We start from the raw sequence: 26,231 nt of genomic DNA, 5'->3' as shown, positions 1-26,231 counted from the left end.
GGAGGAATTCCAAACCCATCCTTCACCGACGCTCTCGAACTCCCGCTCTCACCGGATCAAGTTGCTCTTGGCGAGGTCGAGAACCTCGTCGCCGCGGCCGTTCATCACCGCCCGCATCACGTAGAGGCTGAAGCCCTTCACCTGCTCGGCCTGGATCCGCGGCGGCATGGCGAGCTCCTGACGGTTCGTCACCACGTCGAGGAGGGCCGGGCCGTCATGGGCCAGCATCTCGGCGATGGCCCCCTCCAGCTCGCCCGGATCCTCGACGCGGCGGCCATGCAGGCCGGCGGCGCGGGCGATGGCCGAGAAATCCGGGTTCTGGAGCGCGACGCCGGTCTCGAGATAGCCGGCGGCCTTCATCTCCATCTCGACGAAGCCGAGGGTGCCGTTGTTGAACACCACCACCTTCACCGGCAGCTTCTCCTGCACCAGGGTGAGGAGGTCGCCCATCAGCATGGTGAAGCCGCCGTCGCCCGCGAGCGCGATCACCTGACGGCCCGGCTGTGCCGCCTGGAGCCCGATCGCGTGCGCCATGGCGTTCGCCATCGAGCCGTGGGTCCAGGAACCGATCAGCCGCCGGCCTTGCGCCATCGCGAGGTAGCGCGCCGCCCAGATGGTGGGCGTGCCGACATCCGCCGTGAACACCGCATCGGGCGCCGCCGCCTCGCTCACCAGCCGGGTCAGGTGCTGCGGATGGACCGGCTTGCGGCCGGGCTTGCCGGTGGCGAGGTCGTCGAGGCCCTCGCGGGCCTTGGCGTAGTGCTTCAGGCACCGGTCGAGATGGCGGGAATCCGCACGCGGCTTCAGCCGCGTCAGCAGGCCCGCGATCGTCACCCCGACATCGCCGACGAGGCCGAGATCGAGGCGGCAGCGGCGGCCGAGATTCTCCGGCCGGATGTCGATCTGGGCGATCTTCGCCGTCTCGGGATAGAACTGGCGGTAGGGAAAATCGGTGCCGAGCAGCAGCAGGGCGTCGCAGGCCTCCATGGCGGCGTAGCCGGAGGAGAAGCCGATCAGCCCGGTCATGCCGACATCGTAGGGATTGTCGTGCTCGACATGCTCCTTGCCGCCGAGCGCGTGCACCACCGGCGCCTTCAGGGTCTCGGCGAGGCGGATCACCTGGTCCCGCGCCCCGGCGCAGCCGCGCCCGCAGAACAGGGTCACCTTCCCGGCCCCGTCGAGGAGGTCGGCGAGCGCGTCGAGGTCGGAGGCCGGCGGCAGGACGATCGGGGGCTTGGGCGCCAGGGTCGCCGGCGCCGCGAGCGCCCGCGCGGGCGCGTCCTTGAGGGCGACGTCGCCCGGGATCACCACCACCGAGACGCCGCCCTTGGCGACCGCCGTGCGGATCGCGATCTCCAGGACGTATGGCAGCTGCGCCGGATCGGAGACCAGCTCGCAGTAATGGCTGCACTCCCGGAACAGCTCCTCGGGGTGGGTGGCCTGGAAATAGCCGGTGCCGATCTCCGCCGAGGGGATGTGGGCGGCGATGGCCAGCACCGGCGTGCGGGTGCGGTGGGCGTCGTAGAGGCCGTTGATGAGGTGGAGATGGCCCGGCCCGCAGGAGCCGGCGCAGACCGCGAGCCCGCCGGTGACTTGCGACTCGGCGGAGGCCGCGAAGGCCGCCACCTCCTCGTGGCGCACATGCACCCAGCGGATCTTGCCTCTCGCCCGGATCGCCTCGGTGAGGCCGTTCAGGCTGTCGCCGACGACGCCGTAGACGCGCTCCACGCCGGCATGTTCCAGGGTCTCGATGCAGAGATCGGCGACGTTGCGGCCCGTCATGATACGCTGCTCCTGCGCATCGCGCCGCAAGCGGCCCGGCCGCTGCGGGCGAGGAAACGATGTCTCTCCGAGGCGCCCCGTCCCGGAACCGGAACTAGGGCGCAAACGCCGGAAGGGGATGCGAGGGCGCTGCGGCAAGCGAATGGACGGCCTGCGCGGGGTGCCGCCGGACGGCGACGGGCGCAGCCATGTCCTCGCCGGATTCCGGCCGCCTCGAAGAGGGCGGCGGAAGGCGATTGGCACAACAAGACGCTGAAAAGAAAAAAGGCCACCCTTGCGAGTGGCCCGAAGTCTAGGGAGGAAACGCCCAAGAGGGCTGGCAAGTCCGCGACGCCATCGCGTCCTTGCGTGAGTTGTCTATGCCATGATTTTTCGCACTGCACCATCCGGACTTTCGTGCGGGGTGCCATGCGCCCGGCGCATGAAGCGCGGCCGTATCCGGGTCAGGCCGGTGCGATCTCGAATTCCATCCCGCGCCCCGGCCCCTGGTCGGCATAATCGACGAGGGTGTAGCCGCGCTCCGCCAGGGCCGCCTCCAGGTCGTCGCGGTGCCGGCGGAACATCTGCCCGATCGCCAGCGGCGTCAGCCGCGGGCTCGCCCGCCGCAGCTCGTCCACGCCGATCTGGACCGGCGCGCCCTCCCGGTCGGCGATCCGGATCAGGATCGCGGCCAGTTCCGCCGCCTTGGTCTCGGCCGCGGATTTCGGCTTGAAGGCCATCTCGATTCTCCTCGTTCAACCGCCGCTGACCTGCTCGGCGAAATCCTCCGGGATCTCCCCGAAGGTGCCGAGGATCGTCACGCTCTCGAGTTCGCCGGTCTCGTCATCCGCCACGATGCGCAGGGCGGCCGCGCCCGGCATCCGCCCGGCGATCGCCTCCGCCCGCTTGAGCGCCCCGCTCTCCGTCGGCGTCACGTCGCGCGCGCCCGGCCGCAACCGCTTCCGGTGAATCTCGAACGTCTGGACCATGAAGGTCGTCCGCATCGTCATTCCGCTCTCCCGCCACCCTTCACCGCAGGGCCCGGCATCTCCGGGCCGTCGCCATGGCCGTAACGCTCCGGCCCACCTGTTCTTTTTTCGTTCTAGACCATCGCGCGGGCCCGCTCCACCGCGCGCCTCGTCGCGGCCGATCGCGCATCGGCGCTCGGGACTCTATAGGTCGGCTGGAACGAACCGTCCCGGCTCGATCCCCGCCCCACCTCGACAGGGTGACGGCCCGCGGACCACGCAGGCCCCCCGCCCTCCCGCCACCCTTGCACCGCCCGGCAAGCTGGACCACAGCGGAGTCCCGCCGGCGGCTTTGCCCTCGGCACCCCTCCCCGGCTTTTTTCCCGATGCAGGCCGTCCTCAACGCCGCGCTCCCGATCTTCGCGCTGATCCTGGCGGGATTCCTGTGCGGCCGCACCGCCCTGTTCGGGCCGGCCGCCGCCGACAGCCTCAACCGGTTCGCGATCTACCTCGCCCTGCCGGCGCTGATCTTCGGCGCGATGGCGAAGATCACCCCGGACCAGGTCGCCCAGGTCGGGTTCGCGGCGGGTTTCGCGGGCGGCATCGCGGCGGCCTTCGCGGTGGCCTACGGGCTCGGGCGCGGGCGATCGCTGCGCAGCGCCCAGGCCTGCATCGAGGGGCTGGATGCCGGCTACAGCAATGTCGGCTTCATGGGCATCCCGCTCTGCCTGCTGGTGTTCGGGCCGGCGAGCCTGCCGGCGGCGGTGATCGCGACCCTGTTCACCGCCTGCGTGCTGTTCCTGTTCGCGATCGTGCTGATCGAGTTCGACCTCCAGAAGGGCGCGGGGTCCGGCACCGGCCGCAAGGTGGTGCGGGCGCTGGTGCGCAACCCGCTCTTGATCGCGCCGCTGGCCGGCCTCGCGGTCGGCCTCACGGGGCTCACCGTGCCGGCGCCGATCGAGCGGTTCACGACGCTCCTCGGCGGCGCGGCCTCGCCCTGTGCCCTCGTCTGCATCGGGCTGTTCCTGGCGCAGGAGCGGGTGGTCGTCTCGGACACGCGGCCGATGGCGGTGCTGGTCGTCCTCAAGCTGGTGCTGCAACCAGCGGTGACCGCCCTCCTCGTCTACAAGGTCTTCGCGGTGCCCGACCTGTGGGCGCGCGCTGCGGTGCTGCTCAGCGCGCTCCCAATCGGCTCGGGGCCGTTCACGCTCGCCAAGCTCTACGGGCTGGAAGCCGGCGTGACCTCCGGCGCCATCCTGCTCTCGCACATCGCCTCGGTCGTCACCGTGTCGCTGCTCGTCGCCTGGTTGGCCTGACTTCCTGGCTCGCCTGATCCGGCCGCCCGGGGGGAAACGCCCGATTGCGCCCCGCTCCGCCGATGCTCTACGAGAGCCGCCATGGCACCCGTCGTTCGCTTCGCTCCCTCGCCCACCGGCTTCCTGCATATCGGCAATGCCCGGCCGGCCCTGTTCAACGCGCTGTTCGCCCGCCGGGCGGGCGGCCGGTTCTGGCTGCGCCTCGACGACACCGACACGGCGCGCTCGACGGCCGAGTTCGCCGCGGCGATCGAGGAGGATCTGGGCTGGCTCGGCATCGTCCCGGACGGGATGTTCCGCCAGTCGGAGCGCCTCGCGGTCTACGATGCGGCCGCCGAGCGCCTGAAGGCGTCGGGCCGCCTCTACCCGGCCTACGAGACCGCCGAGGAGCTGGAGCGCCGCCGCCGGCGCCAGCTCGGGCGCGGCCTGCCGCCGGTCTACGACCGCGCCGCCCTGAAGCTTACGCCCGAGGAGCGCGCCGCCTTCGAGGCCGAGGGACGCCGGCCGCATTGGCGCTTCCGCCTCGATCCCGGCACCGTGACCTGGGACGACCTCGTGCGCGGGCCGTGCCATGTCGAGGCCGACAGCCTGTCCGACCCGGTGCTGATCCGCGAGGACGGCAGCTACCTCTACACCCTGCCCTCGGTGGTCGACGACGCCGAGACCGGCGTGACCCACGTCATCCGCGGCGAGGACCACGTCACCAACACCGCGGTCCAGATCCAGATCTTCTCCGCCCTCGGCGCGGCCGTGCCGGTCTTCGCCCACCACAACCTGCTCACCACGGCGAGCGGCGAGGGCCTGTCGAAGCGCCTCGGCCACCTCTCCCTGCGGGGCCTGCGCGAGTCCGGCTACGAGCCGATGGCGGTGGCGGCGCTCGCGGTGCTGACCGGCTCGGCCGAGGCGGTGCGCCCGGTGGCCGATCTCGACGAGCTGGCCGCCCTCGTCGACCTCGCCCACGTCTCGCGGGCGCCGGCGAAGTTCGACGAGCACGAGCTCGACGGCCTCAACGCCCGGGTCGTGCATGGGCTGGACTACGCGGCGGTGGCCGGGCGGCTTGCCGCCCTCGGCGTCGCGCCCGGGCGGGGAGAAGCCTTCTGGGAGGTGGTGCGGGCGAACCTGACCCGGGTGTCGGAGGCCGCCGAGTGGTGGCGGGTGGTCGAGGGCCCGGTGACGCCGGTGACCGGTGAGAATCCGGACCTGCTCGCCGTCGCGCGCGATGCGCTGCCGCCGGAGCCCTGGGATGCCACGACTTGGAAGCGGGTGACGGAGGCGGTCCGCACGGCGACCGGCCTGAAGGGCAAGGCGCTGTTCCTCCCCTTGCGCCTCGCGCTCACCGGCCTCGACCACGGCCCGGACCTCGCCGGCCTGCTGCCGCTGATCGGGCGCGAGCGGGCGGCGGCGCGGCTGGGCGGCAAGACGGGCTGACGGGCGTGCGGTCTGGAGCGTGGGTCGGCACGGTGGATGCCGGTTCGCCGAAGACGATGCTTCGATGAATCCAGGCTTCGATTGTCTCGACCATATCGACACCGTCTGCGTCATTCCGGGGCCGCGCAGCGGAGCCCGGAAGCCAGAACCGCTGGGAGCCTGTTTGAGCGGATCGGTCCGACCAAACAGAGGGGGATCATGGGATATCCTATCTGTCCACCTCATCCTGAGGTGTTGGCGATCAGAGATCGCACGCGATCGGAGATCGACTGACCTCGAAGGAGGCTTCCAGAAGCCTCCGCGACCCCTGGAGCCCTCCTTCGAGGCTGCTTCGCAGCACCTCAGAGCCTGTTTGAGCAACGTGATTTGACAAAAACTGAGAAAAATCAGGAGATATCCTACCCTTCCACCTCATCCTGAGGTGTTAGTCGATCGCAGATCGACTAACACCTCGAAGGAGGGCTCCAGAAGCCTCCGCGATCCCTGGAGCCCTCCTTCGAGGCTCACTTCGTTCGCACCTCAGGATGAGGTTAGCGGGTAGGATGATCCAGCCCGCCTCAAGTCTTGGGTGGGAATCCTGCTCAAACAGGCTCTCATGATGAGGTCAGAGGACGAGATTATCTCGCCTCACTCAAATAATTTATAGAAAATCCCGCTCAAACAAGCTCTGATAGATCGGAAAATAGGCGGATCTCGTCCCGCTTCATCCTGTCCCACCCGAGTGTCTGGATTCCGGGCTCCGCTGCGCGGCCCCGGAATGACACGGCGGGTGCGAAATCCGTCGAGCCGAATCCGCGGACGCGCAGGGGCGCTCGGCGATGCGGATCCGGCAGGGCGCATCATCGGACCGATCGCGGCTCGCCCGTCAACAGGCGAGGATCGGATGCAACGCATCGCTGCACCGGGCGTCATCTCTCGACCTGAACGACCATCCGGGCCTCCCCGCGACCGGCCATACGCGCCGATGCGGCATCGCCTATGTCTTTCGGATTAACCGGTCCGGGCGAAGTCCCGCATGACCCTGCGTCGGGAATCCGCCCGTGCCGGCCGCTCGGCGCTCCGGGCGATGTCCCTTCTCTCGGGCACTTGACCGGAGCTTGCCCGGAACGAATCAAGATTTCCGTCAACACATGCATTGTCGACAGGCAGAAACCCGCAGATACTCTCATTGTAATAGCTAAAAAACATAGTTCTTGTTAGCACCAGACGATTTTGCCATTCGGTTTCCAGCAGCAGTCGCCTCCGTTCTGCCTCCGGGGTTGCTGGCCGCGGCCCGCGCTCCCGCTCGTCCTGGATTTCGTCATGCCCGTTCCGTCGTCGCGTCGTGCCTCCCCCCTCTCGCGCGCGGGGCGCCGGCTGACCCGGTCGCTCCTGTCGGGGGTGGTGCTGTCGTCCGGCGTGATCGTGGCAGCCCGCGGCCAGGGGGCCGGGACCGCCGCCGAGATCGCCCTCGAGACGATCAGCGTCGCGGGCGCCGCCCGTCCCGTCGCGGCGACCGCCGCCGGGACGCAACCGGGTGGGGCGCGCGGGCCGGTCCCCGGCTACGTCGCCGCGCGCAGCGTGGTGGCGACCAAGACCGACACCCCGATCCTCGAGACCGCACAGTCGATCACCGTCATCGGCCGCGAGCAGATCGAGGACCAGAACGCGCTCACCATCAACCAGGCCCTGCGCTACAGCCCGAGCGTGACCACCGAGCAGCGCGGCGGCGCCGGCGGGACCCGGCTGGAGCAGTTCGCGATCCGCGGCTTCACCGCGCCGCTCTTCCTCGACGGGATGCGCCTGCCGACCTCCCGCGACGCCTTCCCGTCGGTCGATCCCTACCGGATCGAGCGGATCGACATCGTCAAGGGCCCGGCCTCGGTGCTCTACGGCCAGTCCGGCCCCGGCGGCATCGTCAACCTCACGTCGAAGATGCCGCAATTCGTCCGCCACGGCGAGGTCTTCGTCCAGGGCGGCGGCTTCAGCGAGGTGCGCGGCGGCTTCGACGTCGGCGGGCCGATCACCTCGGAGACGACGATTCCGGGCTCGGAGGAATTCGCCTACCGGGTGACGGGCTTAGGGTGGAACGGCGACGGGCCCGCGGTGACGACCCGGGTCGAGCGCGCCTTCATCCAGCCGAGCCTGACCTGGCGCCCCTCCTCCGACACCTCGCTCACGGTGCTCGGCCTCTACCAGCGCGACCCGTTCTCGGGCTTCTACGGCGGCTTCCCGGCCTTCGGCACGGTGTTCCCGCGCAATTTCGGCAACGGCATCGTCGGGCGCCTGCCGGTCGATTTCTACGACGGCGACCGCAACTTCGAGCAGTCCGACCGCACGCAAGCCGCGGCGACCTACATCCTCGACCACCGCTTCGACGACGCCTTCCGCTTCCACTCCTCGGGCCGCTTCCTGCGGACGGAAGGGCAGTACCGCAGCGTCTACGGCGCCTTCAGCGGCAACACCCCGCTCTTCCCGGCCACGGCGCTGACGACGGGACCGCTGATCAACCGCTCGCGCATCGCCACCGACGTAGCGATCGACGCCTACACGATGGACAATTACGTCGAGGCGAAGTTCGAGACCGGGCCCCTCGCCCACACCGCCCTGTTCGGCGTCGACCACCAGACGATCAAGACCCGCACGCTCTCGACGCCCTTCCCGGCCGCGCCCGACCTCAATGCGCTGACGCCGAACTACGACATGACCATTCCCGTGCCGGGCTTCACCAGCAATGCCCGCATCACCGCGCAGCAGACCGGCGTCTATCTCCAGGACCAGATCAAGATCGACCGCCTGGTCCTGACGCTGGGCGGGCGCTACGACACGGCGCGGACCAACGGGCCGACCCGGACGCTCGCCACCGGCGCCGTCACGTTCCAGGACGTGCCCTCCGACGCGTTCACCTACCGGGCGAGCCTGCTCTACCGCTTCGACGGCGGGGTGGCGCCTTACGTCTCCTACAGCGAGGCGTTCGAGCCGATCGCGAGCGGGCGCATCTACGACCCGGCCTTCGGTACGACCGGGCGCATCCCGGACCCGATCTCAAGCCGGCAATACGAGGCCGGCATCAAATACCAGCCGCCGGGCACCGACATCCTGCTCACGGCCGCCGCCTTCGACATCAAGCGCTCGAACACCCTGACGCCGGACCCGGTGAACGGCCCGACCTTCAGCCTCCAGACCGGCGAGATCGGCGTGCAGGGCGTCGAGTTCGAGGCCCGCGCGACGCTGGCCGAGGGGCTGAACCTCGTCGGCGGCGTGTCCTTCCTCGACGTGCGCAACACCCGCGACACCAACACGACCCTCAACCAAGTCACCGGCCGGAACGTGCCGATCGTGGGCCTGCGCCCGGTCCAGGTGCCGGACCGCACCGCCTCGCTGTTCGTCGATTACACGTTCCAGTCCGGCCCGCTCCTGGGCCTGAGCCTCGGCGGCGGTTTTCGCTATCTCGGCGGCTCCTGGGGCGACCCGGCCAACACCTTCCGGGTGCCGGAAGCCGTGCTGGTCGACGCGGTGGCGCGCTACGACCTCAAGCACCTGAGCCCGACGCTCACCGGCTTCGACCTCCAGGTCAACGCCCAGAACCTCCTCGACGACCGCACCGTGACCGGCTGCTTCTCCTACGCGAGCTGCTTCTACGGCCTGCCGCGCACGGTCTATGCGACCCTGCGTTACCGCTGGTAAGGGGGCGAGATGACCCGCTCACCCACGCTCTCGGACCGGGCCGCGGTGGCCGCACGCGTCGTCCTCGCGGCAGGCGGCGGCTACGGGGTCGCAGGCCTCGCGACCGCCCTCCTCTCCCTGATCCTGCCGATGCCCCGGGCGGAGGCCGTGACGACGGCGACGCTCGCGAGCTTCGCCATCATGGTGGGCATCGTGGTCGTCGTCTTCGCGGCCCGCTCGCTCGGGCGGGCCGCCGCGATCGTCGGCGGGATCGCTTGTCTGCTCGGCGTGGCTCTCCTCGCCGTCATCGGGCTCTTCCCGCTCGGACACGCACCCTGAGAGCCCGCGCCCATGGATGTCCCCGTCTCTCCCACCCGCGACCTCATCCTGAGGTGTCAGTCCATCGAAGATGGACTGACCTCGAAGGAGGGCTCCAGGAGGCGCAGCGATCTCTCGAGCCCTCCTTCGAGGCTCAGCGATCATCGATCGTCCGCACCTCAGGATGAGGTCGCGGGTTGGATCGAACAGAGACACCTGAATAGTTTTGCTCCGATCGAGAACAGCCCGAGACTTGCGCCATGAAGCAGGGTTTTCGCCAGTCCATGGCCTGGCTGCACACGTGGTCCGGCCTGATCGTCGGCTGGGTGCTGTTCGCCGTGTTCGTCACCGGCACCGCGACCTATTACCGGGCCGAGATCTCGCGCTGGATGCAGCCGGAGCTGACGCGGCACGCCACGATCGGGCCCGAAACGCTCGCGGCCTCGGCCGACCTCGCGGTGGCGCACCTGCAAGCCCATGCCGGGCACGCGCGGACGTGGTTCGTCGGCCTGCCGACGCCGGAGCGGCCCCTCGTCGAACTCTTCTGGCGCAACGCGCCCGGCACGCCGCCGGGCCACGTCCTCCTCGATCCGCAGACCGGCGCGCCCGCCGCGCTGCGGGCGACCCGTGGCGGAGAGTTCTTCTACCGCTTCCACTTCGAGCTGAATCTACCCCCGCTCTGGGGCCGCTGGATCGTCGGGATCTGCGCGATGGTGATGCTGGTGGCGCTGGTGAGCGGCATCGTCACCCACCGGCGCATCGTCTCCGATTTCTTCACCCTGCGCCGGGACAAGGCGGCGCAGCGCGGCTGGCTCGATGCCCACAACGTCAGCGGCGTGCTGGCGCTGCCGTTCCACCTGATGATCACCTATACGGGCGTGGTCACCCTGGCGGTGATGTACATGCCCTGGGGCGTCACGACGGCCTACAAGGGCGATGCCTTCGCCTATTACGCCGAGACCGGCCAGATCACGAAGGCCCGCCCGCCCGCGGGCGAGCCCGGCACCCTCGCCCCGGTCGGGCCGATGGTGGCGAAGGCCCTGGCGACCGTTCCGGAAAAACTGGAGCGGCTCACCATCGCCAACCCGCGCGACGCGAATTCCACCGTGGTGGCGGTGTTCGAGGAGCCGCACGGCCTCTCGCACGAGCACCCGCAGGTCGCCTTCGCGGGCACGAGCGGCGCGGTGGTCGAGGTGCTGTCCGGGGGTCTGCGCCCGGCCGCCAAGACCTTCACCACGATGGTCGGCCTGCACGAGGCGCATTTCGCCGGGGCGGCATTGCGGGTGCTGTTCTTCCTGTGCGGGCTGATGGGCTGCGCCATGGTGGGGACCGGCCTGGTGCTGTGGAATGTGGCGCGGCTGCCGAAGGCCGGGGCCGCGGCGGGGCCCGGCTGGCGCCTCGTCCAGGCGCTCAACCTCGGCACCATCGCGGGCCTGCCGGCCGGAATCGCCGCCTACTTCCTCGCCAACCGGCTCCTGCCCCTCGATCTCGGGGGCCGCGCCGAGTGGGAGGTGCGTGTATTCTTCGCCGCCTGGATCGCGGTGGCGCTCGCCGGGGCGTGGCCGGCGCCGCGTCAAGCCTGGCGCGGGGCGCTCGGCCTCGTGGCGTGCCTGTTCGTCGCGGTGGTGCTCGCCGACATCGCCACCGCCCGGACGCTCTGGGACGATCCGGCCTGGTTCCTCGGCTTCGACGCCGCCCTGCTGGCGCTCGCCGCCGGCTTCGCCCTCGTCTCGCACAAGGTCGCGCGCTTTTCCGCACCGCGACGGGCGCGGCGGATGGCGGACGGGCCGGTGCCGCAGATGGGGCGGGCATGACGCTGCTGATCGGATCCGGCCTCGGCTTCCTCGGGCTCACCGCGCTGTGCCTCAGCATGGCCCGGCACCACCAGGCCCTGTGGGCGGGCCCGCCCGACCGCAGGCGCGTACTCGCCTTGCGCATCGCCGGCTGGGCGCTGATCGGCCTGTCGCTGGCCGCGGCGATCCGCCTCGACGGCTGGAATTTCGGACCCGTCCATTGGCTCGGATCGCTGATCGGGGCGGGTCTTCTCCTGGTCGTCGTCCAGTCGTACCGGCCACGGGCGCTGCTCTGGATGGCGCCGCTCGCGGCGGCGGTGGCGCTTGCCGTGGCGCTCGGGTCGCTGACCTGAGGGCCTGATTGAGCGGTTGCGCCGATCGATCCCGTACACAAGCTGACGGCTCTGAAACCCTCGATGTCATCCCGGGGCCGCGAAAGCGGAACCCGGGATGACATCGAGGGATTCATTTCCGCCGGCCCGCTCGAACAGGCCTGGCGCCCGTCCCTCACCCCCGCCGCGACGCCTCCCCCAGCCGGCGCAGATCCGCCACCACCGCGGGCGTGCCGGAATAGAGCAGCCCGCCGGTGAGCATGTCGTCGGAGCCGAGATACTCGGCGACGCCGCCGGCCTCGCGCACCAGGAGCAAACCGGCATAGCAGTCCCAGGCGTTGAGGCCGGGATCGTAGTAGCCGGCGAGCCGCCCGGCGGCGACGTAGGCCAGCATCAGGGCGCCCGAGCCGTTGCGGAACAGCACCCCGCCCTCGTCGTAGAGGCCGCGCACGAAGGCGGCGGCTTCCGCCGCGGGGGTCTTCTGGGTGGCGCCGAAGCCGATATTGGCGGAGGTCAGCACCGCCGCGGGATCGACCCGCAGGGGCCGGCCGTTGACGGACGCCCCCTGCCCCGCCAACCCGGCATAGGTCTCGCGCAGGACCGGCGCCTCGATCACGCCGACCACCAGCCCCTCGGGCCCGCGGATGCCGATCGACACGCACCAGTTCGGCTGGCCGTTGAGGAACGGGCTGGTGCCGTCGATCGGATCGACCACCCAGGTATAGCCCGACCGGCTCGGGACCGGGGCGTGCTCCTCGCCGATCACGCCGTCCTCCGGGAAGGCCTCGGCGATGCGGGCGCGGATCAGCAATTCGACCTCGCGGTCGGCCTGCGAGACGAGATCCTGGGCATCGCTCTTCTGCTCGATCACCAGTTCGTCGCGGGCATGGAAGAACCCGAGGGCGGTCTCGCCGGCGGCGCGGGCGATGGCGAGGGCGGCGTCGTAGCGCGCACGGGCGGCATCGATGGTCATGATCGGTCCTTCGACAGGGGAATGCGGCCGTCCTGCACGGCCGGTGATGTCAGGCAAAGATCTCAAGGATGCGACGGCGGGCCGTCACTCACCGCGGCAAGCGCCGCCGCGATGGCCGTGCGCGCCTCCGGCGAGGCCGGGCTCTGGGGCGGCACCGGATTGCCGACGGCGTAGCCCTGCATCTGGAGCGCCGCCTTGACGCAGGCCGCGAGGTTGTAGCGGGCAAACACCTCGTTGAAGGCCCAGACCCGCTTCTGCAACGCCACCGCCTCCGTCCACCGCTCCTCCCGGCACAACCGGTAGAGTGCCAGGCAGTCCCGCGGGATGACGCAGGCCGGCCCCGCAAACCAGCCCTTGCCGCCGAGCATCATCACGCTCGCGGCGATGTGCGAGGAGGCGGCGAAGACGTCGAGGTCGTCGCCGACGCGATTGAGGATCGAGAGCAGCCGCCCGGTATTGGTCGAGGCGTCCTTGATGCCGACGATGTTCGGGTGCCGGGCGAGCCGCGCGATCGAGGCGACCGAGAGGTCGGCGCGCTGGAAGTTCGGGTTGGTGTAGAGGATGATCGGCAGGTCGGTGGCGTCGGCTACAGACAGGAAGTAGCGCTCGACCTCCGCCTCCGTCAGCGGGAAGTAGGCGTCGAGGATCAGCACGATCCCGTCCGCCCCCGCCGCCCGGCAGGCCTTCGCCTGCGCGACCGCGCCGCGGATCGCCGTCGAGGCGACGCCGGGCAGGACCGGCACCCGGCCCCCGGCGGCGGCCACCACCGCCGCCACGGTCTCGCGCTTCTGCGCCTCGTCGAGATAGGCGAACTCGCCGGTCGAGCCGAGCGGCGTCAGGCCGTGGATGCCGGCGGCGATCAGGTCGTCGCAGAGCGAGGCCATCACCCCGGCCTCGACCCGCCCCTCGGCATCGAGCGGGGTGACGAGATAGGGGATGATGCCGTGGAACCGCGCCATGTCTCAGCGCTCCGCGAAGGTGCGGACCAGGGCATGGGCGATCGCCATCGGCGGCGGGGTCATCAGGCCGTCGGGGTGGGTGCGCTCCAGCATCAGCCGCACCTCGTCGCGGGTGAACCAGCGGGCATCCTCCAGCTCGGTCCGGTCGAGCACCAGGGCGTCGCCCTCGGCCTCGCCCTCGCAGCCGATCATCAGCGAGGACGGGAACGGCCAGGGCTGCGAGAGGTGGTAGCGCACGGCGCCGACCCGCACCCCGGCCTCCTCGAAGGTCTCGCGCCGCACCGCATCCTCGATGGTCTCGCCGGGCTCGAGGAAGCCCGCGAGGCAGGAATAGACGCCCGGCAGGAACCGGGCCTGGCGGCCGAGCAGGCAGCGATCGCCATGCGTCACCAGCATGATCACCACGGGATCGGTGCGGGGGAAATGCTCGGTGCCGCAACTCGCGCAGTCGCGCCGGAAGCCGCCGCAGGAGAGCGTGGTGGCGTTGCCGCAATTGGCGCAGAAACCGTGGCGGGCGTGCCAGCCCAGCAGCGACTTCGCGGTGGCGAGCACCCCCATCTCGGGCGCCGGCACCGCGCCCTCGACGGCGACCGAGCGGGCATCGAGCACCCGGTAGCCCGGATCGTCTGAAAAGAGCGCCGCCGCATCGGCCGGCAGCGCCCCCGCGAAGGCCGGGCGCCCGCCGACCCGGCCGAGGAAGAGTTCGGGCGCCGGCGCCCCGGCCCGGGCCGCATCGGCCGGGTCGAGCAGGCAGGTGGCGCCGCCCTCCCTCACCCGCAGCACCGGCACGTCGCCGCAGAACAGGAGCAGGCTCGCATCGGGCGTGTCCGCCAGCGTCGGGGTCGGGCCGCTGCGCTCGGCGGAATGGCGCTCGAGCAGGCTCCGGGCGTAGCCGAGGCGATCCAGGGAGGCGGGCGAGGAAGCGGTCAAGATCGGACCTCATGCATCATATGAAATCCGACGGATTGCTTCGCAATGCGGATTTCGGCTTCGCTCGGGCGCCGCGCGGGCTTCGATGCGAAATCCGGAAGTGATCTTCCGGATTTCGCATCGTCGTGCGGAAGCCCGGCGCGGCCCCTCGCGTCGTGGGCAGCATGGGCAGGCAAAATGATGCAAAAGCAAGGCGGTGGGCCGGGGGAGCGGGTTGCCCCGGACGCATCGCGGGGGTCCAGTCGATCCACCACAAGGCATGACGGGTCACGCCTGCCGCGCCGCCGGACCAATCCGTCCGGCGGCGCGGAAGCATTCCGATACCCATGGCCCGAGATGCCGACGCATCGAGCCATCGACCCATCCCGAATCATCGACGCCGAGCCGGAGGCTCGACGACGATCCGGGATGGGAACCGGAGGTCGTTTTCTGTCGACCGTGGGTGTTACTTCGCCGCGGCCGCCCTGGTGGCCGAGGTCTCCAGGTCGCGGCTGACCTTCAGGGTCATCGCCACGATGCCGCCCGCGAGGGTGACGGCGCCGAGGACCAGCAGGCCGGCGGTGAAGGTGCCGGTCAGGTCCTTGAGGTAGCCCATCACGTAGGGACCGGCGAAGCCCGACAGGTTGCCGATCGAGTTGATCGCCGCGATGCCGGCGGCGGCCGAGGTGCCGGTGAGGAAGGCGCTCGGGATCGGCCACAGCAGCGGCGGGGTCGCCGACACGCCGATCTGGCTCAGGCAGAGCAGCCCGAGGATCAGGACGGGGCTCGACACCAGCCCGGCCCCGGCGACGCCGATGGCCGCGACGATCATGGCGAAGCAAACGTGCTCGCGGCGCTTCAGCGTCCGGTCGGAGCTGCGGCCGAGCAGCACCATCCCGACCGCCCCGAACACGAAGGGCAGCGCCGAGAGCAGGCCGGTCTGGAAGTTGCTGACGCCGAAGCCCTTGACGATGGTCGGCAGGAAGAACGCCACCCCGTAGCTCGCCGCGTTGAGGCAGAAATACACGAACGAGCAGGCCAGCACCCGCGGATCGGACAAGGCCTTGCCGATGCTCAGGTGCTCAACCGCGACCTTCTGCTTGCGCTCGGTCTCGAGGCGCGTCTCGAGCCACGCCTTCTCATCATTGGCCAGCCACTTCGCCTGGCCCGGCCGGTCGGTGAGGTAGAAGACCACCACGAAGGCCATCGCGATCGAGGGCAGCGCCTCGAGGATGAACAGCCACTGCCAGCCGTCGAGGCCGCCGCCGGTGATGTTCAGGAGGGCGCCGGAGACCGGCGCGCCGACGATCGACGAGAACGGGATCGCCAGCATGAACATCGCCACGACGCGGGCGCGATAGACCGAGGGGAACCACAGCGTCAGATAGAAGATGATGCCGGGAAAGAACCCCGCCTCGGCGATTCCGAGCAGGAAGCGCAAGATGAAGAATACATATTCGTTGGAGATCCCGGTCGCGTGCGAGATCGGCTGGATGAAGGCGAACAGGGCCGAGATCAGGCCCCAGCTGAACATGATGCGGGCGATCCAGAGGCGGGCGCCGAACTTGTCCAGCGCCAGGTTCGACGGCACCTCGAGCAAGAAGTAGGCGATGAAGAACAGCCCGGCACCGAAGCCGTAGGCGGCTTCCGACAGCCCGAGGGCCGCGTTCATCTGCAGCTTGGCGAAGCCGACATTGACCCGGTCGAGGTAGGCGACGAAGTAACAGACGACGAGGAACGGCATCAGCCGCCACATCACCTTGCGGATCGTCCTGGTTTCGATCTCTTCCACGGTAGTTTTCCTGCCCTAGGGGTGTTTTGCGGAGCCGCAGCTCTCGCCGCTCCGTATCAGAGACAGGGGCGGTAAGGGGAGTCCGAAGCCGCCTCCATCGCCAGGAAGATGAGGCGCCGGGCCGGAGCGCGGGCGAGCCGGCCCGGCGGGGCTGGCGCCCGGGATCGCGATCGGCCATGCCGTGGACGATCAGGAGGAGCGCCATGCCGCCGACCATCTCCGTGTTCTCCGACGTGATCTGCCCATGGTGCTACGTCGGCAAGCGCCGGCTCGAACGCGCCCTCGACCAGCTCGGCCTGCGCGGGAGCGCTACGATCGAATGGCTGCCCTTCGAGTTGAACCCCGCCATGCCGGCGGACGGCATGGAGCGTTCGCTCTACCGCGCCCGCAAGTTCGGGGCCGAGCGCAGCGAACGGCTCGACGCGCAGATGGCCGAACTCGGGCGGCAGGAGGGCATCGGCTTCGCGTTCGACAGGATGACGCGGACGCCGAGCACGCGACGCGCCCACATGCTCATCGCGGCAGCAGGGCGGCACGCACGGGCCGACCCGGTCGTGGACGCCCTGTTCCGCGCCTATTTCGAGGAGGGCCGGGATGTCGGCGATCCCGAGGTCCTGCGCGAGATCGGCCTCGCGGCCGGGCTCGCCCGCGACATCGTCGACGACGCGCTCGGCAACGACGAGCTGCGGCAGTTCGTCGAGGCCCTCGAGGGGCAGGCGGCCGGGATGCAGGTCGCGGGCGTGCCGTTCTTCATCGTCGACCGCAAATGGGCGATCTCGGGCGCGCAGCCGACCGAGCAGTGGGTCGCGGCGCTTCGGGCCCGGCACGACGGCTGACGGTGGCCCCGGGGCGATACGGACGGAGCACACCGGGAGACGCCGTCACGCCGACGGCCCGGGATGCCGAAGCGCCGGGTCGTCGAACCAGAGCGGATCGGCTTGACCAAAGCCGAAAGGGACCATGGGATATCCTATCCTTCCACCTCATCCTGAGGTGCGACCGTAAGGAGCCTCGAAGGAGGGCTCCAGAAATCTTCGCGATCCCTGGAGCCCTCCTTCGAGGTCAGTCGATTTTCAATCGACCGACACCTCAGGATGAGGTCGTGTGTGGGAGTAAGTGCCTGAGTCGATCAAACAGGCTCTGAGACAGATGGCGCCCGTCAGCTGAAGTCCTGCCGCGGGCAGAGGATGGTGAAGCGTGCGCCCCCAGTCGCGACGTTCCGTGCCTCCACCCGGAATCCGTGCATGTCGGCGATCGCCTTCACCAGCCCGAGCCCGAGGCCGTTGCCGGGCGTCCGGCGGGCCTGGTCGGCGCGGTAGAAGTGCCGGAAGATCATGGCCAGCGCCTCCGTCGGGATACCGGGGCCCGTATCCTCGACGACGATCGTGCAGCCGGTCTCCGCCGGTTCGAGCCCGACCCGCACGGCGCCGCCCGGAGGCGTGAACTTCACGGCATTGTCGACCAGGTTCGCGACCGCCTCGAACAGGAGATCGCGGTCGCCCCGGACCGACGGCAGGCCGGGCGCGACGGCGACCGACAGCGAGACGCCGCCATCCTCGGCGAGCGGCTCGAAGAGTTCCGCGGCCTCGCGCACCAGGGTCGCGAGATCGACGGCCGCGAAGCCGGCGGAGCGGCGTCCATGCTCGATCTCACCGATGCGCAGGACGGCGGTGACCATCGCGAGGGTCTGGTCGATCCAGGCGAGCCCCTGGTCGATCGCGTCGCGGAACTCCTCCACCGTGCCGGCCTGCTCGCGGCTGCGCTCCAGCCGCGCCCGCAGCCGGGTCAGCGGCGTGCGCAGATCGTGCGCCACCGCATCGCCGACGCTGCGGACCTCCTTCAGCAGGCGCTCGATCTCGTCGAGCATCCGGTTGACGTCGCGGGCCAGCCGGTCGAACTCGTCGCCCCGCGTCCCGACCGGCAGGCGCCGGCCGAGATCGCCGCGCCGGATCTCGGACAAGGCCGCTTCCGTCGCCGCGAGGCGCCGCCGGGCGCGGCTCGCGAGGACGAGGCCCCGAGGCCCGACAGGACGAGGGCCGGAACCAGGCCGAGCCCCAGGGCCCGCAGGGTCGTCGCCCGCACCCGGTCGATCTCGTCGGTGTCGTGGCCGATCACGACCGTGCCGCCGTCGGGGAGCGCGAGCGCGGTCGCCCAGATCTCGTCGGACAGCGGCCCGTCCGTCGTCTCGATCGTCGCGCCGACCCGGGCGGCGTCGCCGTCGCGGGCAAGCCCGGGCGGCAGGGCGACGAGGTTGCCGGCCCTCCGCGCCCCGCCCGGCCCGTACACCCCCCGTAATGGGTGGCGTGGCGGTCCATGGCGATCCAGGTCTCGACCCGGGCGACCGCGCCGGCCGGGTCCTCGGCGGCGGCCCGCACTTCGAGACGCAGGGTCTCGGCCAGTTCCTCGCGCAGGAACGCCGCCGTCTGCCAGTAGACGAAGCCGAACATCGCCAGCGCCAGCAGCGCCGACCACAGGGCGATGCCGAGCGCCCAGCGGAAGGTGGTGGACCGGAGAAGGTCGGTCATCGCGGTTCAATCGTCGGGGATCAGCGTGACGCCGATGCCGCGCACGCTGTGGATCACCGGCGGCTCGCCGGCCGCCTCCAGCTTGCGGCGCAGGCGGCCGAGATGGACGTCGATGAGGTTCGATTTCGGGGTGAAGCGGTAGTTCCACACCTCCTCGAACAGCAGCGCCCGGGTCACGACCTGGCCGGGGCGGCGCATCAGGTATTCGAGCAGGGTAAGTTCCCGCGGCAGCAGGTCGAGGTCGCGGCTGCCGCGCCGGCCGGTCCCGCCGATCAGGTCGATCTCCAGGCTGCCGACCCGCAGGATCGTCTCGCGGGTGTCGGCCGGGCGGCGCAGGAGCGCCTCGATCCGCGCCGCGAGCTCGGCCAGCACGAAGGGCTTGGCGAGGTAGTCGTCGCCCCCCGCCCGCAAGCCGCGGATGCGCTCGTCGACGTCTGCGAGGGCCGAGAGCACCAGGGCCGGCGTGCGGTCGCCGGCGCCGCGCAAGGATTGCAGCAGGGTCAGGCCGTCGAGCCCCGGGAGCATCCGGTCGAGGAGGATCGCGTCCCACGCCTCCCCCCGGCGCGCTCCGCCCCCTCCGGCCCGGTCGCCGCCCAGGCGACCGCGTGCCCGCGCCCGCGCAGGTCGCCCAGGATCTCCTCCGCCGTCGCGGCGTCGTCCTCGATCAGCAGCAGCTTCGCCACGTCGTCATCCCTGCTCGACGAAACGGCTTGTGGACCGGATCGCGCCTCCCGTCCCGGCGGAAACGGCGGCATGAACGCGAATTTAGTGGCGAGGTGCCGCGGCGCGCATAGGTGTTGGAACGATTCCAATCCAGCAGGGTGAGTGGGGCCGTGCTCCTGGCCGTCGAGACCGTCGCGCGCGTCGCCGAGAGCGAGGCGCGCCCGCACAAGCGTCAGACCGAGATTCCGGCCGTCCGGCAGTCGCGCCCGGGCGGACGGCCGCCGTGGCGCGGCCCGGCGCTCCTCGTCGTCCTGGTCGCCCTCGCGGGCGCCGGCTGGTACGGGCGCGACGCGGCCGAGGCGGTCCTCGCCCCGGTCCTCGCCCCGGTCCTGGCCCGGCTCGGCCTCGCGGCCCCCGCCCCCGCCCCCGTCGCGGAGGAGAGCCCGGCTCCGGCCGACCCGAACCTCGTGACCCTCGACGCGGACGGCCGGACACGGATCGGCCTCGCCTTCGGGACGGCCGAGACCCGCCGCATCGTCCTGACCGTGCGGTCGCCCGGCACCGTCGTCTTCGACGAGCGCCGCGTCACCCACCTGAAGCCCCGCACCGCCGGCCGCGTGCTCACCCTCGCGGTGCAGCCGGGCGATCCCGTGCGGGCCGGCCAGACCCTCGCCACCCTCGACGCCGCAGGCCTCCTCGAGGCCCGCAACGGCCTGGCGGAGGCCCAGGCGAGCCTCGCCGAGGCGCAGGCGACCGAGAAGGTCGCCGACCTCAACCTGAGGCGCGGCCAGGACCTGCTCAAGGTGATGGGCGTGGCCCAGGCCGACGTCGACCGCCGCCAGGTCGATCTCGCCAAGGCCCATGCCGCGACGCTGGCGGCGAAGGCCCGGGTCGACCTCTACTCGGCGCAGGTCGCCCGCCTCGCGCCGGAGCCCGGCGCGCCGGCCGGCACCAGCGCCATCGTCTCGCCGATCGACGGCGTGGTGACGGCAGGCGGCATCACCCTGGGCGAGGTGGTCGATACCGGGCGCGACGCCTTCACGGTGGCCGATCCGTCGCGGATCCAGGTGCTGGCGAACCTCTACGGCCGCGACATCGCGGCGGTGAAGGCGGGCGACGCCGCCGCCATCCGGGCGCCGGTGCCCGATCATCCGGTCTTCGAGGGCCGGGTCCGCTCGGTCAACGCCGCGATCGATCCGGCCACCAACACCGCCCCGGCCCGGATCGAGGTCGCCAACCCGGAGGGGAGCCTGCGGGCCAACATGTTCGTCTCGGTCGAGATCGCCGCCGATCTCGGGCGCGAGGGCACGACGATCCCGGCCTCCGCCATGCAGCAGACCGAGGACGGCCCGGTGGCCTTCGTGCGCACGGGCGACGACCGGTTCGAGAAGCGGGCGCTGGCCCTCGGGGTGCAGCGGGCCGACTGGGTCGAGGTGACGAAGGGCGTCTCCCCCGGCGAGACGGTGGCGACGCAAGGCAGCTTCGGCCTCAAGGCGATCCTGCTGCGCAGCCTCCTCGGCTCGACGGATTGAGGGCGCGATGAAGGCCTGGTTCGCCCTCCTGATCCGCCGCCGCTGGCTCGTCCTGGTGGTGGCGCTCGCCGCGGCCGGCGGCGGCATCGTCAACCTCCGGGGCCTGTCGATCGACGCGGTGCCGGACATCTCGCCCAAGCAGGTGATGATCCTGACGCTCTCGCCCGGGCTCGGGCCGCTCGAGGTCGAGCGGCTGGTGAGCTTTCCCGTCGAGAGCGCGATGGCGGGCGCGCCGGGGCTGACCGGCATCCGCTCGACCTCGCGCTTCGGCGTCTCGGCGGTGTACGTCACCTTCGACGAGGCGATGCCGATCACCGAGGCGCGCGCCCAGGTCTTCCAGCGCCTGCCCCAGGCCAAGGCGATGATGCCCGCCGGCATCGGCGACCCGCAACTGGGGCCGATGGCGACGGGCCTGGGCGAGATCTACCAGTTCGAGCTGCGCGGGCCGGCCTATTCGCCGATGGAGCTGAAGCGCCTGCTGCAATGGACGATCGCGCCGCGGCTCAAGCTCACGCCCGGCATCGCCGACGTGAACATCTATGGCGGCCAGCTGCCGACCTACGAGGTCCGGGTCTCGGCCGAGAGCCTGCAGCGCTACGGCGTCAGCCTGAGCCAGGTCTACACGGCGCTGGCCGAGAATAATTTGGCCCGGGGCGGCGCCTATCTCGAGCACAACGACCAGCAGGAGGTGATCCGGGGCTTAGGCCTCGCGACGGGTCCCGACGACATCGCCCGGATCGTGGTGGCGACGAATCCCGGCGGCGTGCCGGTGACGGTCGCGAGCCTCGGCGAGGTGGTGGAGGCGCCCAAGGTCCGCCTCGGCGCGGTGACGCGCGACGCCGCCGGCGAGACGGTGGTCGGCATCGCCATGATGCAGCAGGGCGAGAATGCCAGCGCGGTCGTCGAGCGGGTGAAGGCGACGATCGAGGACCTGCGCCCGCTGCTGCCGCCCGGCATCGCGATCGTGCCCTATTACGACCGCTCGGCCCTGGTGGAGCGCACGATCCACACGGTCGCCCACAACCTCGTCGAGGGGGCGGTGCTGGTGATCGTGGTGCTGCTCCTGCTTCTGGGCAACCTGCGCGCCGGGCTGGTGGTGGCGGTGGCGATCCCGCTCTCGATGCTGCTCGCCTTCGCGGGCATGCGGGTGCTGGGCCTCTCGGGCAACCTGATGAGCCTGGGCGCCATCGATTTCGGCCTCATCGTCGACGGCGCCGTGGTGATGATCGAGAACGTGCTGCGCGCCCGCGGCGAGCACCCGGAGCGCCCGGCGCACGCCGTCATCCGCGACGCCGCGGCGGATGTGGCCAAGCCCGTGATGGTGGCGGTGGCGATCATCATCCTGGTCTACCTGCCGGTGCTGGCGCTGGAGGGCGTCGCCGGCAAGATGTTCCGGCCGATGGCGCTGACGGTGATCCTGGCGCTCGCCGGCTCGCTGCTCCTGACGCTCACGCTGATGCCAGCGCTCGCGGCCCTGGTCCTGTCGGGCCGCGGGATCGGCGAGCGCGAGACCCGCCTCGTCCACGGCATGCGCTCGGTCTACACGCCCGTCCTGCTCTTCGCCGAGCGGCGGGCGGGGGCGACGGTCCTCGTCACGCTGGCGCTGTTCGCCGGCAGCTGCCTCATCGCCACCCGGCTCGGCGGCGAGTTCCTGCCCAAGCTCTCCGAGGGCTCGATCGTCGTCACCTCGGAGAAGCTGCCGGGCATCAACCTCGACGCCTCCCTCAAGACCATGCGCCGGATCGAGGCGGTGCTGAAGTCGTTTCCCGAGGTGAAGCGCGTGGTCTCGCTCACCGGCAGCGCCGAGATCCCGACCGATCCGATGGGCGTCGAATCGACCGACAGCTTCATCACGCTCGCCGATCCCGCGACCTGGACCACCGCCACGACCCAGGACGGCCTCGTCGCCGCGTTCGGCGAGCGGCTGCGGCAGGAGGTGCCGGGCGTCGCCTACGCCTTCTCGCAGCCGATCCAGATGCGGATGGACGACCTGCTCGAGGGCGTGCGCGGCGACGTGGCGATCAGCCTCTACGGCGACGACCTCGGCACCCTCAAGGACAAGGCCGACGCCATCGTGCGGGCGGTCTCGGGGGTTTCCGGCGCGAGCGACGTGAAGGCCGAGTCGCAGGCCGGCATGCCGGCCCTGTCGATCACGATCGACCGGGCGGCCGCCGCCCGCTACGGGGTGAGCGCCAGCGACATCCTCGACGTCGTCGAGGCGATCGGCGGGCGGCCCTCGGGCTCGGTCTACCGCGACGACAACGCGATCACCGACATCGTGGTGCGGCTGGCGAGCGCCGACCGCGCCGACATCGAGCGGGTGCGCGCCCTGCCCGTCGGACGGGGAAAGGCCACCGTGCCGCTCTCCCTCGTCGCCTCGGTCGAGGTCGCGACCGGCCCGGCCCAGATCAGCCGGGAGCGGCTGCAGCGCCGCATCTCGGTCCAGGCCAACGTGCGCGGCCGCGACGTGCAGAGCTTCGTCGCCGAGGCGCAGGCAGCCGTGAAGGCGCAGGTGACCCTGCCGCCGCGCTACTCGCTCGTCTGGAGCGGCCAGTTCCAGAACCTGCAGGAGGCGACCGCGCGCCTCGCCGTGGTGGTGCCGGCGGCGCTCGCGGCGATCCTGGTCATCCTGGTGGTGCTGTTCTCCGACATCCGGGTGGCGGGGCTGATCTTCCTCAACGTGCCGGTGGCGGCGACCGGCGGCATCCTGGCGCTCTACGCCCGCGGCCTGCCGTTCTCGGTCTCGGCGGCGATCGGCTTCATCGCCACCTTCGGCATCGCGGTGCTGAACGGCGTGGTGCTGATGAGCACCCTGCGCGACCTCGAACGCGCCGGCCTCTCCCCGCGCGAGGCCGCGACCGAGGCGGCCGAGCGCCGCCTGCGCCCGGTGATGACGACCGCCCTCGTGGCCGCGCTCGGCTTCCTGCCGATGGCGCTCTCGACCAGCGCGGGCGCGGAGGTGCAGCGCCCGCTCGCGACCGTCGTGATCGGTGGCCTGGTGACGGCGACGGTGCTCACGCTCGTGGTGCTGCCGGCGCTCTACCCGCTCGTCGCACGGCTCCGGTTGCGGGCCCGGCCCCCGTCGACGGAGGCTTCTCCCCCGGATGCCGGATCGAAGCAGGGGACGCGATCCGGTGCTGCCTGATCGCCGCCCTGTCCGCCCTGTCGCGGGCAGGGCGGTCTCGGCGCGATCCTGCCGGAGCGGACCGACCCGTCCGGTCATCGTGGCGGACCACGCACGGCACCGCCACGCCCCGGGACACGAACCCCGGATGTCCGCGAGCCCGAGCCCGGCGACCATTCGATCGCGGGATCGACGCTTCGCCTGCGGCAACCGTCGGGATCACGCGGCCTGAAGCGGCGCCTCCTCCAGCTCGTCCGCCGGCCCGAAGAACTCGTAGCGGATGCGCTCCGCCGGCACGCCGAGGCGGGAAAGGCCGTGGACCAGGCTGGCGAGGAAGGGTTTGGGGCCGCACAGGTAATAGGTCGCGTCCGCCGGGGCGTGGGCGACGAGCCAGTCCGGGGTGATGCGCCCGACGGCGTCATGGTCGACGCCGAGCCGGTCCGTGGCGTCCGGCGCCTCGTAGACCGTGTGCAGGCGGATCGCCGGGCATGTCGCGGCGAGCTGCCGGGCCTGCGCGGCCATGGCGTGGACCCGGCCGTTCAGCGCCCCGTGGACATACCAGGTCGGCCGCTCCGGCGTCTCGGCGGCGATCGTCTCCAGCATGCTCATCATCGGGGTGAGGCCGACGCCGCCGCTCACCAGCACCACCGGGCCCGATGAGGCGCGGTCGAGCACGAAGTCGCCGGCGGGTGCCGCGACCCTCAGCACCGTGCCGGGCCGGGCCGCCTCGTGCAGCCAGTGCGAGACGAGGCCGGCAGGCCGGCCGGGCGCCGCCTCGCGCTTCACGGTGATGCGATAGGCCCGGTCGTCCGGCGCGCAGGAGACCGAGTAGTTGCGCGTGAGGACGCCGCGACCCGGCAGGTCGAACCGGAGGCCGAGGGACTGGCCCGGCCGGTGGCGCAGCACGGGGCCGCCATCGACCGGAACCAGCACGAAGGAGCGGATCGTCTCGCTCTCGACCGTGACGCGCTCGATGCGGAAGTCGCGCCAGCCGGTCCAGCCGCCGGGCCGGACCTCGTGATCATGGTAGATCGCCGCCTCGCGATCGATCAGGATACCGGCCAGGAACCAGTAGGCCTCGCCCCAGGCGGCGCAGATCTCCGGCGTCGCGGCGTCCCGCAGCACGTCCCGGATCGCCCCGAGCAGGGCCTCGGCGACGGACGCGTAATGGGCCGGCAGGATCGCCAGGGTGACGTGCTTCTGGGCGATGCGCTCGACCGCGCCGGCGAGCGCGCCGAGATCGTCGATGTGGCGCGCATAGGCCAGCACCGCGTTGGCCAGGGCCTTGGGCTGCGAGCCGGTCTCGCCGTGATGCGACTGGTTGAACAGGTCGCGCATCGCCGGATCGACGAACAGGCGCTCGTACATCCGGCGGGTGATGGCGAGGCCGTGGGCCTCCAGGGCGGGGACGGTGGCCTTGACGAGGGCGATGGTGGTGGGGCTCAGCGGGGACGGCATGGCGCGGCTCGACGCTCCGTTCGGCTCAAAGATGCATTCGACATGCACCTTTTAGCGCCGGCCACTGAAGGTGCATAGGATTTACAGGTTATGAGGCGGGCGAGGCTCCCATGCGCCTGACGCGCTACACCGACTACGCCCTGCGCACGCTGCTGTATCTCGGCGCCCACGAGCCGCGGCAGAGCTCGATCGGCGAGATCGCCCGGGCCTACGGCATCTCCGAGAACCACCTGACCAAGGTGGTGCATCAGCTCGGCCGGCTCGGCCTGGTGCGGACGATCCGCGGCCGCGGCGGCGGCCTGCGGCTGGCGCTTCCGCCGGCCGAGATCGTGATCGGCACGGTGGTGCGGCAGACGGAAGAGGATCTGGCCCTGGTCGAGTGCTTCGGCAGCGGCGCCTGCGCCATCACCCCGGCCTGCCGCCTGCGCCACGCCCTGGCCGAGGCGCTGTCCGCCTTCCTGGCGGTGCTCGACGGCTACACCCTGGCGGACCTGCTGGCGGGCGGCGCGGCGCCGGACCTGGCGCGGCTGCTGGGGTTGCCGGAGGCGGGGGAGTCGGCAGGGGTCTGAACCTGCCCGCATCTGAACCCTCTCCCCGCCCGCGCAGGGCTGTCCGGGGAAAGATTGATGCGCGAGTTTTCCCCTCTCCCCGCGGGCGGGGAGAGGCCTTCACCCCCTCGTCGGGGGTGAAGGGAGCAGCGAACCGCAGGTTCGCCGCGAGGGTGAGGGGGTGTCT

At 71.1% G+C, this 26,231-nt stretch carries 20 protein-coding genes and 1 pseudogene; 10 read left to right on the top strand and 11 right to left on the bottom strand.

The genetic code is table 11. From position 1 onward, the window contains the following. Positions 1-48: 48 nt before the first annotated feature. The 3 genes from poxB to F1D61_RS03955 all read right to left on the bottom strand — a co-directional run bounded on the left by poxB (position 49) and on the right by F1D61_RS03955 (position 2,771). Positions 49-1,782: a ubiquinone-dependent pyruvate dehydrogenase gene (poxB, locus tag F1D61_RS03965; RefSeq protein WP_203156607.1), complete on the bottom strand. Its 1,734-nt coding sequence runs from the start codon at positions 1,780-1,782 to the stop codon at positions 49-51. 443 nt (positions 1,783-2,225) lie between these two features. Continuing rightward, positions 2,226-2,501, bottom strand: a complete 276-nt coding sequence (locus F1D61_RS03960) for an adenylosuccinate synthase (protein WP_203156606.1) — start codon at positions 2,499-2,501, stop codon at positions 2,226-2,228. A gap of 15 nt (positions 2,502-2,516) precedes the next feature. Next, a complete protein-coding gene (locus tag F1D61_RS03955; protein ID WP_203156605.1) occupies positions 2,517-2,771 on the bottom strand; it encodes a hypothetical protein in 255 nt (84 codons plus the stop codon). A 344-nt stretch (positions 2,772-3,115) separates the two neighbouring features. On the opposite strand from F1D61_RS03955, the gene F1D61_RS03950 reads away from it, so the two are divergent. The 6 genes from F1D61_RS03950 (at position 3,116) to F1D61_RS03925 (ending at position 11,582) form a co-directional block, all read left to right on the top strand. Then, positions 3,116-4,045: an AEC family transporter gene (locus F1D61_RS03950; RefSeq protein WP_203156604.1), complete on the top strand. Its 930-nt coding sequence runs from the start codon at positions 3,116-3,118 to the stop codon at positions 4,043-4,045. 81 nt (positions 4,046-4,126) lie between these two features. Beyond that, complete coding sequence (gene gltX, locus F1D61_RS03945; RefSeq protein WP_203156603.1) at positions 4,127-5,473, top strand: glutamate--tRNA ligase; 1,347 nt, start codon at positions 4,127-4,129, stop codon at positions 5,471-5,473. 1,302 nt (positions 5,474-6,775) lie between these two features. Beyond that, entirely contained in the window at positions 6,776-9,139 is a 2,364-nt protein-coding gene (locus F1D61_RS03940; protein WP_203156602.1) for a TonB-dependent siderophore receptor, read from the top strand. Between the two features lie 9 nt (positions 9,140-9,148). Continuing rightward, positions 9,149-9,457, top strand: a complete 309-nt coding sequence (locus F1D61_RS03935; RefSeq protein WP_203156601.1) for an iron transporter — start codon at positions 9,149-9,151, stop codon at positions 9,455-9,457. Positions 9,458-9,696: 239 nt separating this feature from the next. Then, positions 9,697-11,250: a PepSY-associated TM helix domain-containing protein gene (locus tag F1D61_RS03930; protein ID WP_203156600.1), complete on the top strand. Its 1,554-nt coding sequence runs from the start codon at positions 9,697-9,699 to the stop codon at positions 11,248-11,250. Then, positions 11,247-11,582: a DUF3325 domain-containing protein gene (locus tag F1D61_RS03925; RefSeq protein ID WP_203156599.1), complete on the top strand. Its 336-nt coding sequence runs from the start codon at positions 11,247-11,249 to the stop codon at positions 11,580-11,582. Before F1D61_RS03930 ends, F1D61_RS03925 begins: the two co-directional genes overlap by 4 nt. A 154-nt stretch (positions 11,583-11,736) precedes the next feature. Here the strand turns inward: F1D61_RS03925 and F1D61_RS03920 are convergent, their stop codons facing one another. The 4 genes from F1D61_RS03920 to F1D61_RS03905 form a co-directional block, all read right to left on the bottom strand. After that, positions 11,737-12,534, bottom strand: coding sequence for an inositol monophosphatase family protein (locus tag F1D61_RS03920; protein ID WP_203156598.1), 798 nt, complete (start codon positions 12,532-12,534; stop codon positions 11,737-11,739). A 62-nt stretch (positions 12,535-12,596) separates the two neighbouring features. Further along, on the bottom strand, positions 12,597-13,493 hold the full coding sequence (locus F1D61_RS03915) for a dihydrodipicolinate synthase family protein (RefSeq protein ID WP_203156597.1): 897 nt from the start codon (positions 13,491-13,493) through the stop codon (positions 12,597-12,599). 3 nt (positions 13,494-13,496) lie between these two features. Beyond that, positions 13,497-14,423, bottom strand: coding sequence for an NAD(+) diphosphatase (nudC, locus tag F1D61_RS03910; RefSeq protein WP_203156596.1), 927 nt, complete (start codon positions 14,421-14,423; stop codon positions 13,497-13,499). Between the two features lie 445 nt (positions 14,424-14,868). Further along, positions 14,869-16,194, bottom strand: a complete 1,326-nt coding sequence (locus tag F1D61_RS03905; protein WP_203156595.1) for an MFS transporter — start codon at positions 16,192-16,194, stop codon at positions 14,869-14,871. Positions 16,195-16,397: 203 nt separating this feature from the next. Here F1D61_RS03905 and F1D61_RS03900 point away from each other — a divergent pair, with 203 nt between their 5' ends. Next, the gene (locus F1D61_RS03900) at positions 16,398-17,030 is read left to right on the top strand and encodes a DsbA family oxidoreductase (protein WP_203156594.1); all 633 of its coding nucleotides are present in this window, start codon (positions 16,398-16,400) and stop codon (positions 17,028-17,030) included. Positions 17,031-17,353: 323 nt separating this feature from the next. On the opposite strand, the gene F1D61_RS33845 is transcribed toward F1D61_RS03900, so the two are convergent. The 3 genes and pseudogenes from F1D61_RS33845 to F1D61_RS03890 form a co-directional block, all read right to left on the bottom strand. Next, positions 17,354-18,154 carry a sensor histidine kinase gene (locus tag F1D61_RS33845; protein WP_246775698.1) on the bottom strand — a complete coding sequence of 267 codons (801 nt, stop codon included), beginning with the start codon at positions 18,152-18,154 and terminating at the stop codon, positions 17,354-17,356. 151 nt (positions 18,155-18,305) lie between these two features. Further along, positions 18,306-18,719, bottom strand: coding sequence for a hypothetical protein (locus F1D61_RS33840; RefSeq protein ID WP_246775697.1), 414 nt, complete (start codon positions 18,717-18,719; stop codon positions 18,306-18,308). Positions 18,720-18,725: 6 nt separating this feature from the next. Further along, a pseudogene (locus F1D61_RS03890) lies at positions 18,726-19,402 on the bottom strand (response regulator transcription factor). A gap of 150 nt (positions 19,403-19,552) precedes the next feature. Between F1D61_RS03890 and F1D61_RS03885 the strand changes: the two are divergent. Together F1D61_RS03885 and F1D61_RS03880 are read left to right on the top strand one after the other, a co-directional pair. Continuing rightward, a complete protein-coding gene (locus F1D61_RS03885; RefSeq protein ID WP_432443202.1) occupies positions 19,553-20,914 on the top strand; it encodes an efflux RND transporter periplasmic adaptor subunit in 1,362 nt (453 codons plus the stop codon). 7 nt (positions 20,915-20,921) lie between these two features. Further along, on the top strand, positions 20,922-24,059 hold the full coding sequence (locus F1D61_RS03880; protein WP_203156593.1) for an efflux RND transporter permease subunit: 3,138 nt from the start codon (positions 20,922-20,924) through the stop codon (positions 24,057-24,059). Between the two features lie 198 nt (positions 24,060-24,257). On the opposite strand, the gene hmpA is transcribed toward F1D61_RS03880, so the two are convergent. Beyond that, positions 24,258-25,496 carry an NO-inducible flavohemoprotein gene (hmpA, locus tag F1D61_RS03875; protein ID WP_203156592.1) on the bottom strand — a complete coding sequence of 413 codons (1,239 nt, stop codon included), beginning with the start codon at positions 25,494-25,496 and terminating at the stop codon, positions 24,258-24,260. Between the two features lie 110 nt (positions 25,497-25,606). Between hmpA and F1D61_RS03870 the strand changes: the two genes are divergently transcribed. Further along, positions 25,607-26,065 carry an Rrf2 family transcriptional regulator gene (locus tag F1D61_RS03870; RefSeq protein WP_203156591.1) on the top strand — a complete coding sequence of 153 codons (459 nt, stop codon included), beginning with the start codon at positions 25,607-25,609 and terminating at the stop codon, positions 26,063-26,065. Positions 26,066-26,231 lie beyond the last annotated feature (166 nt).

The organism is Methylobacterium aquaticum, from assembly GCF_016804325.1.
GTDB lineage: Bacteria > Pseudomonadota > Alphaproteobacteria > Rhizobiales > Beijerinckiaceae > Methylobacterium > Methylobacterium aquaticum_C.
The sequence above is the reverse complement of the archived record's forward strand: the minus strand, read 5'-3'. Positions and strand labels throughout refer to the sequence as shown.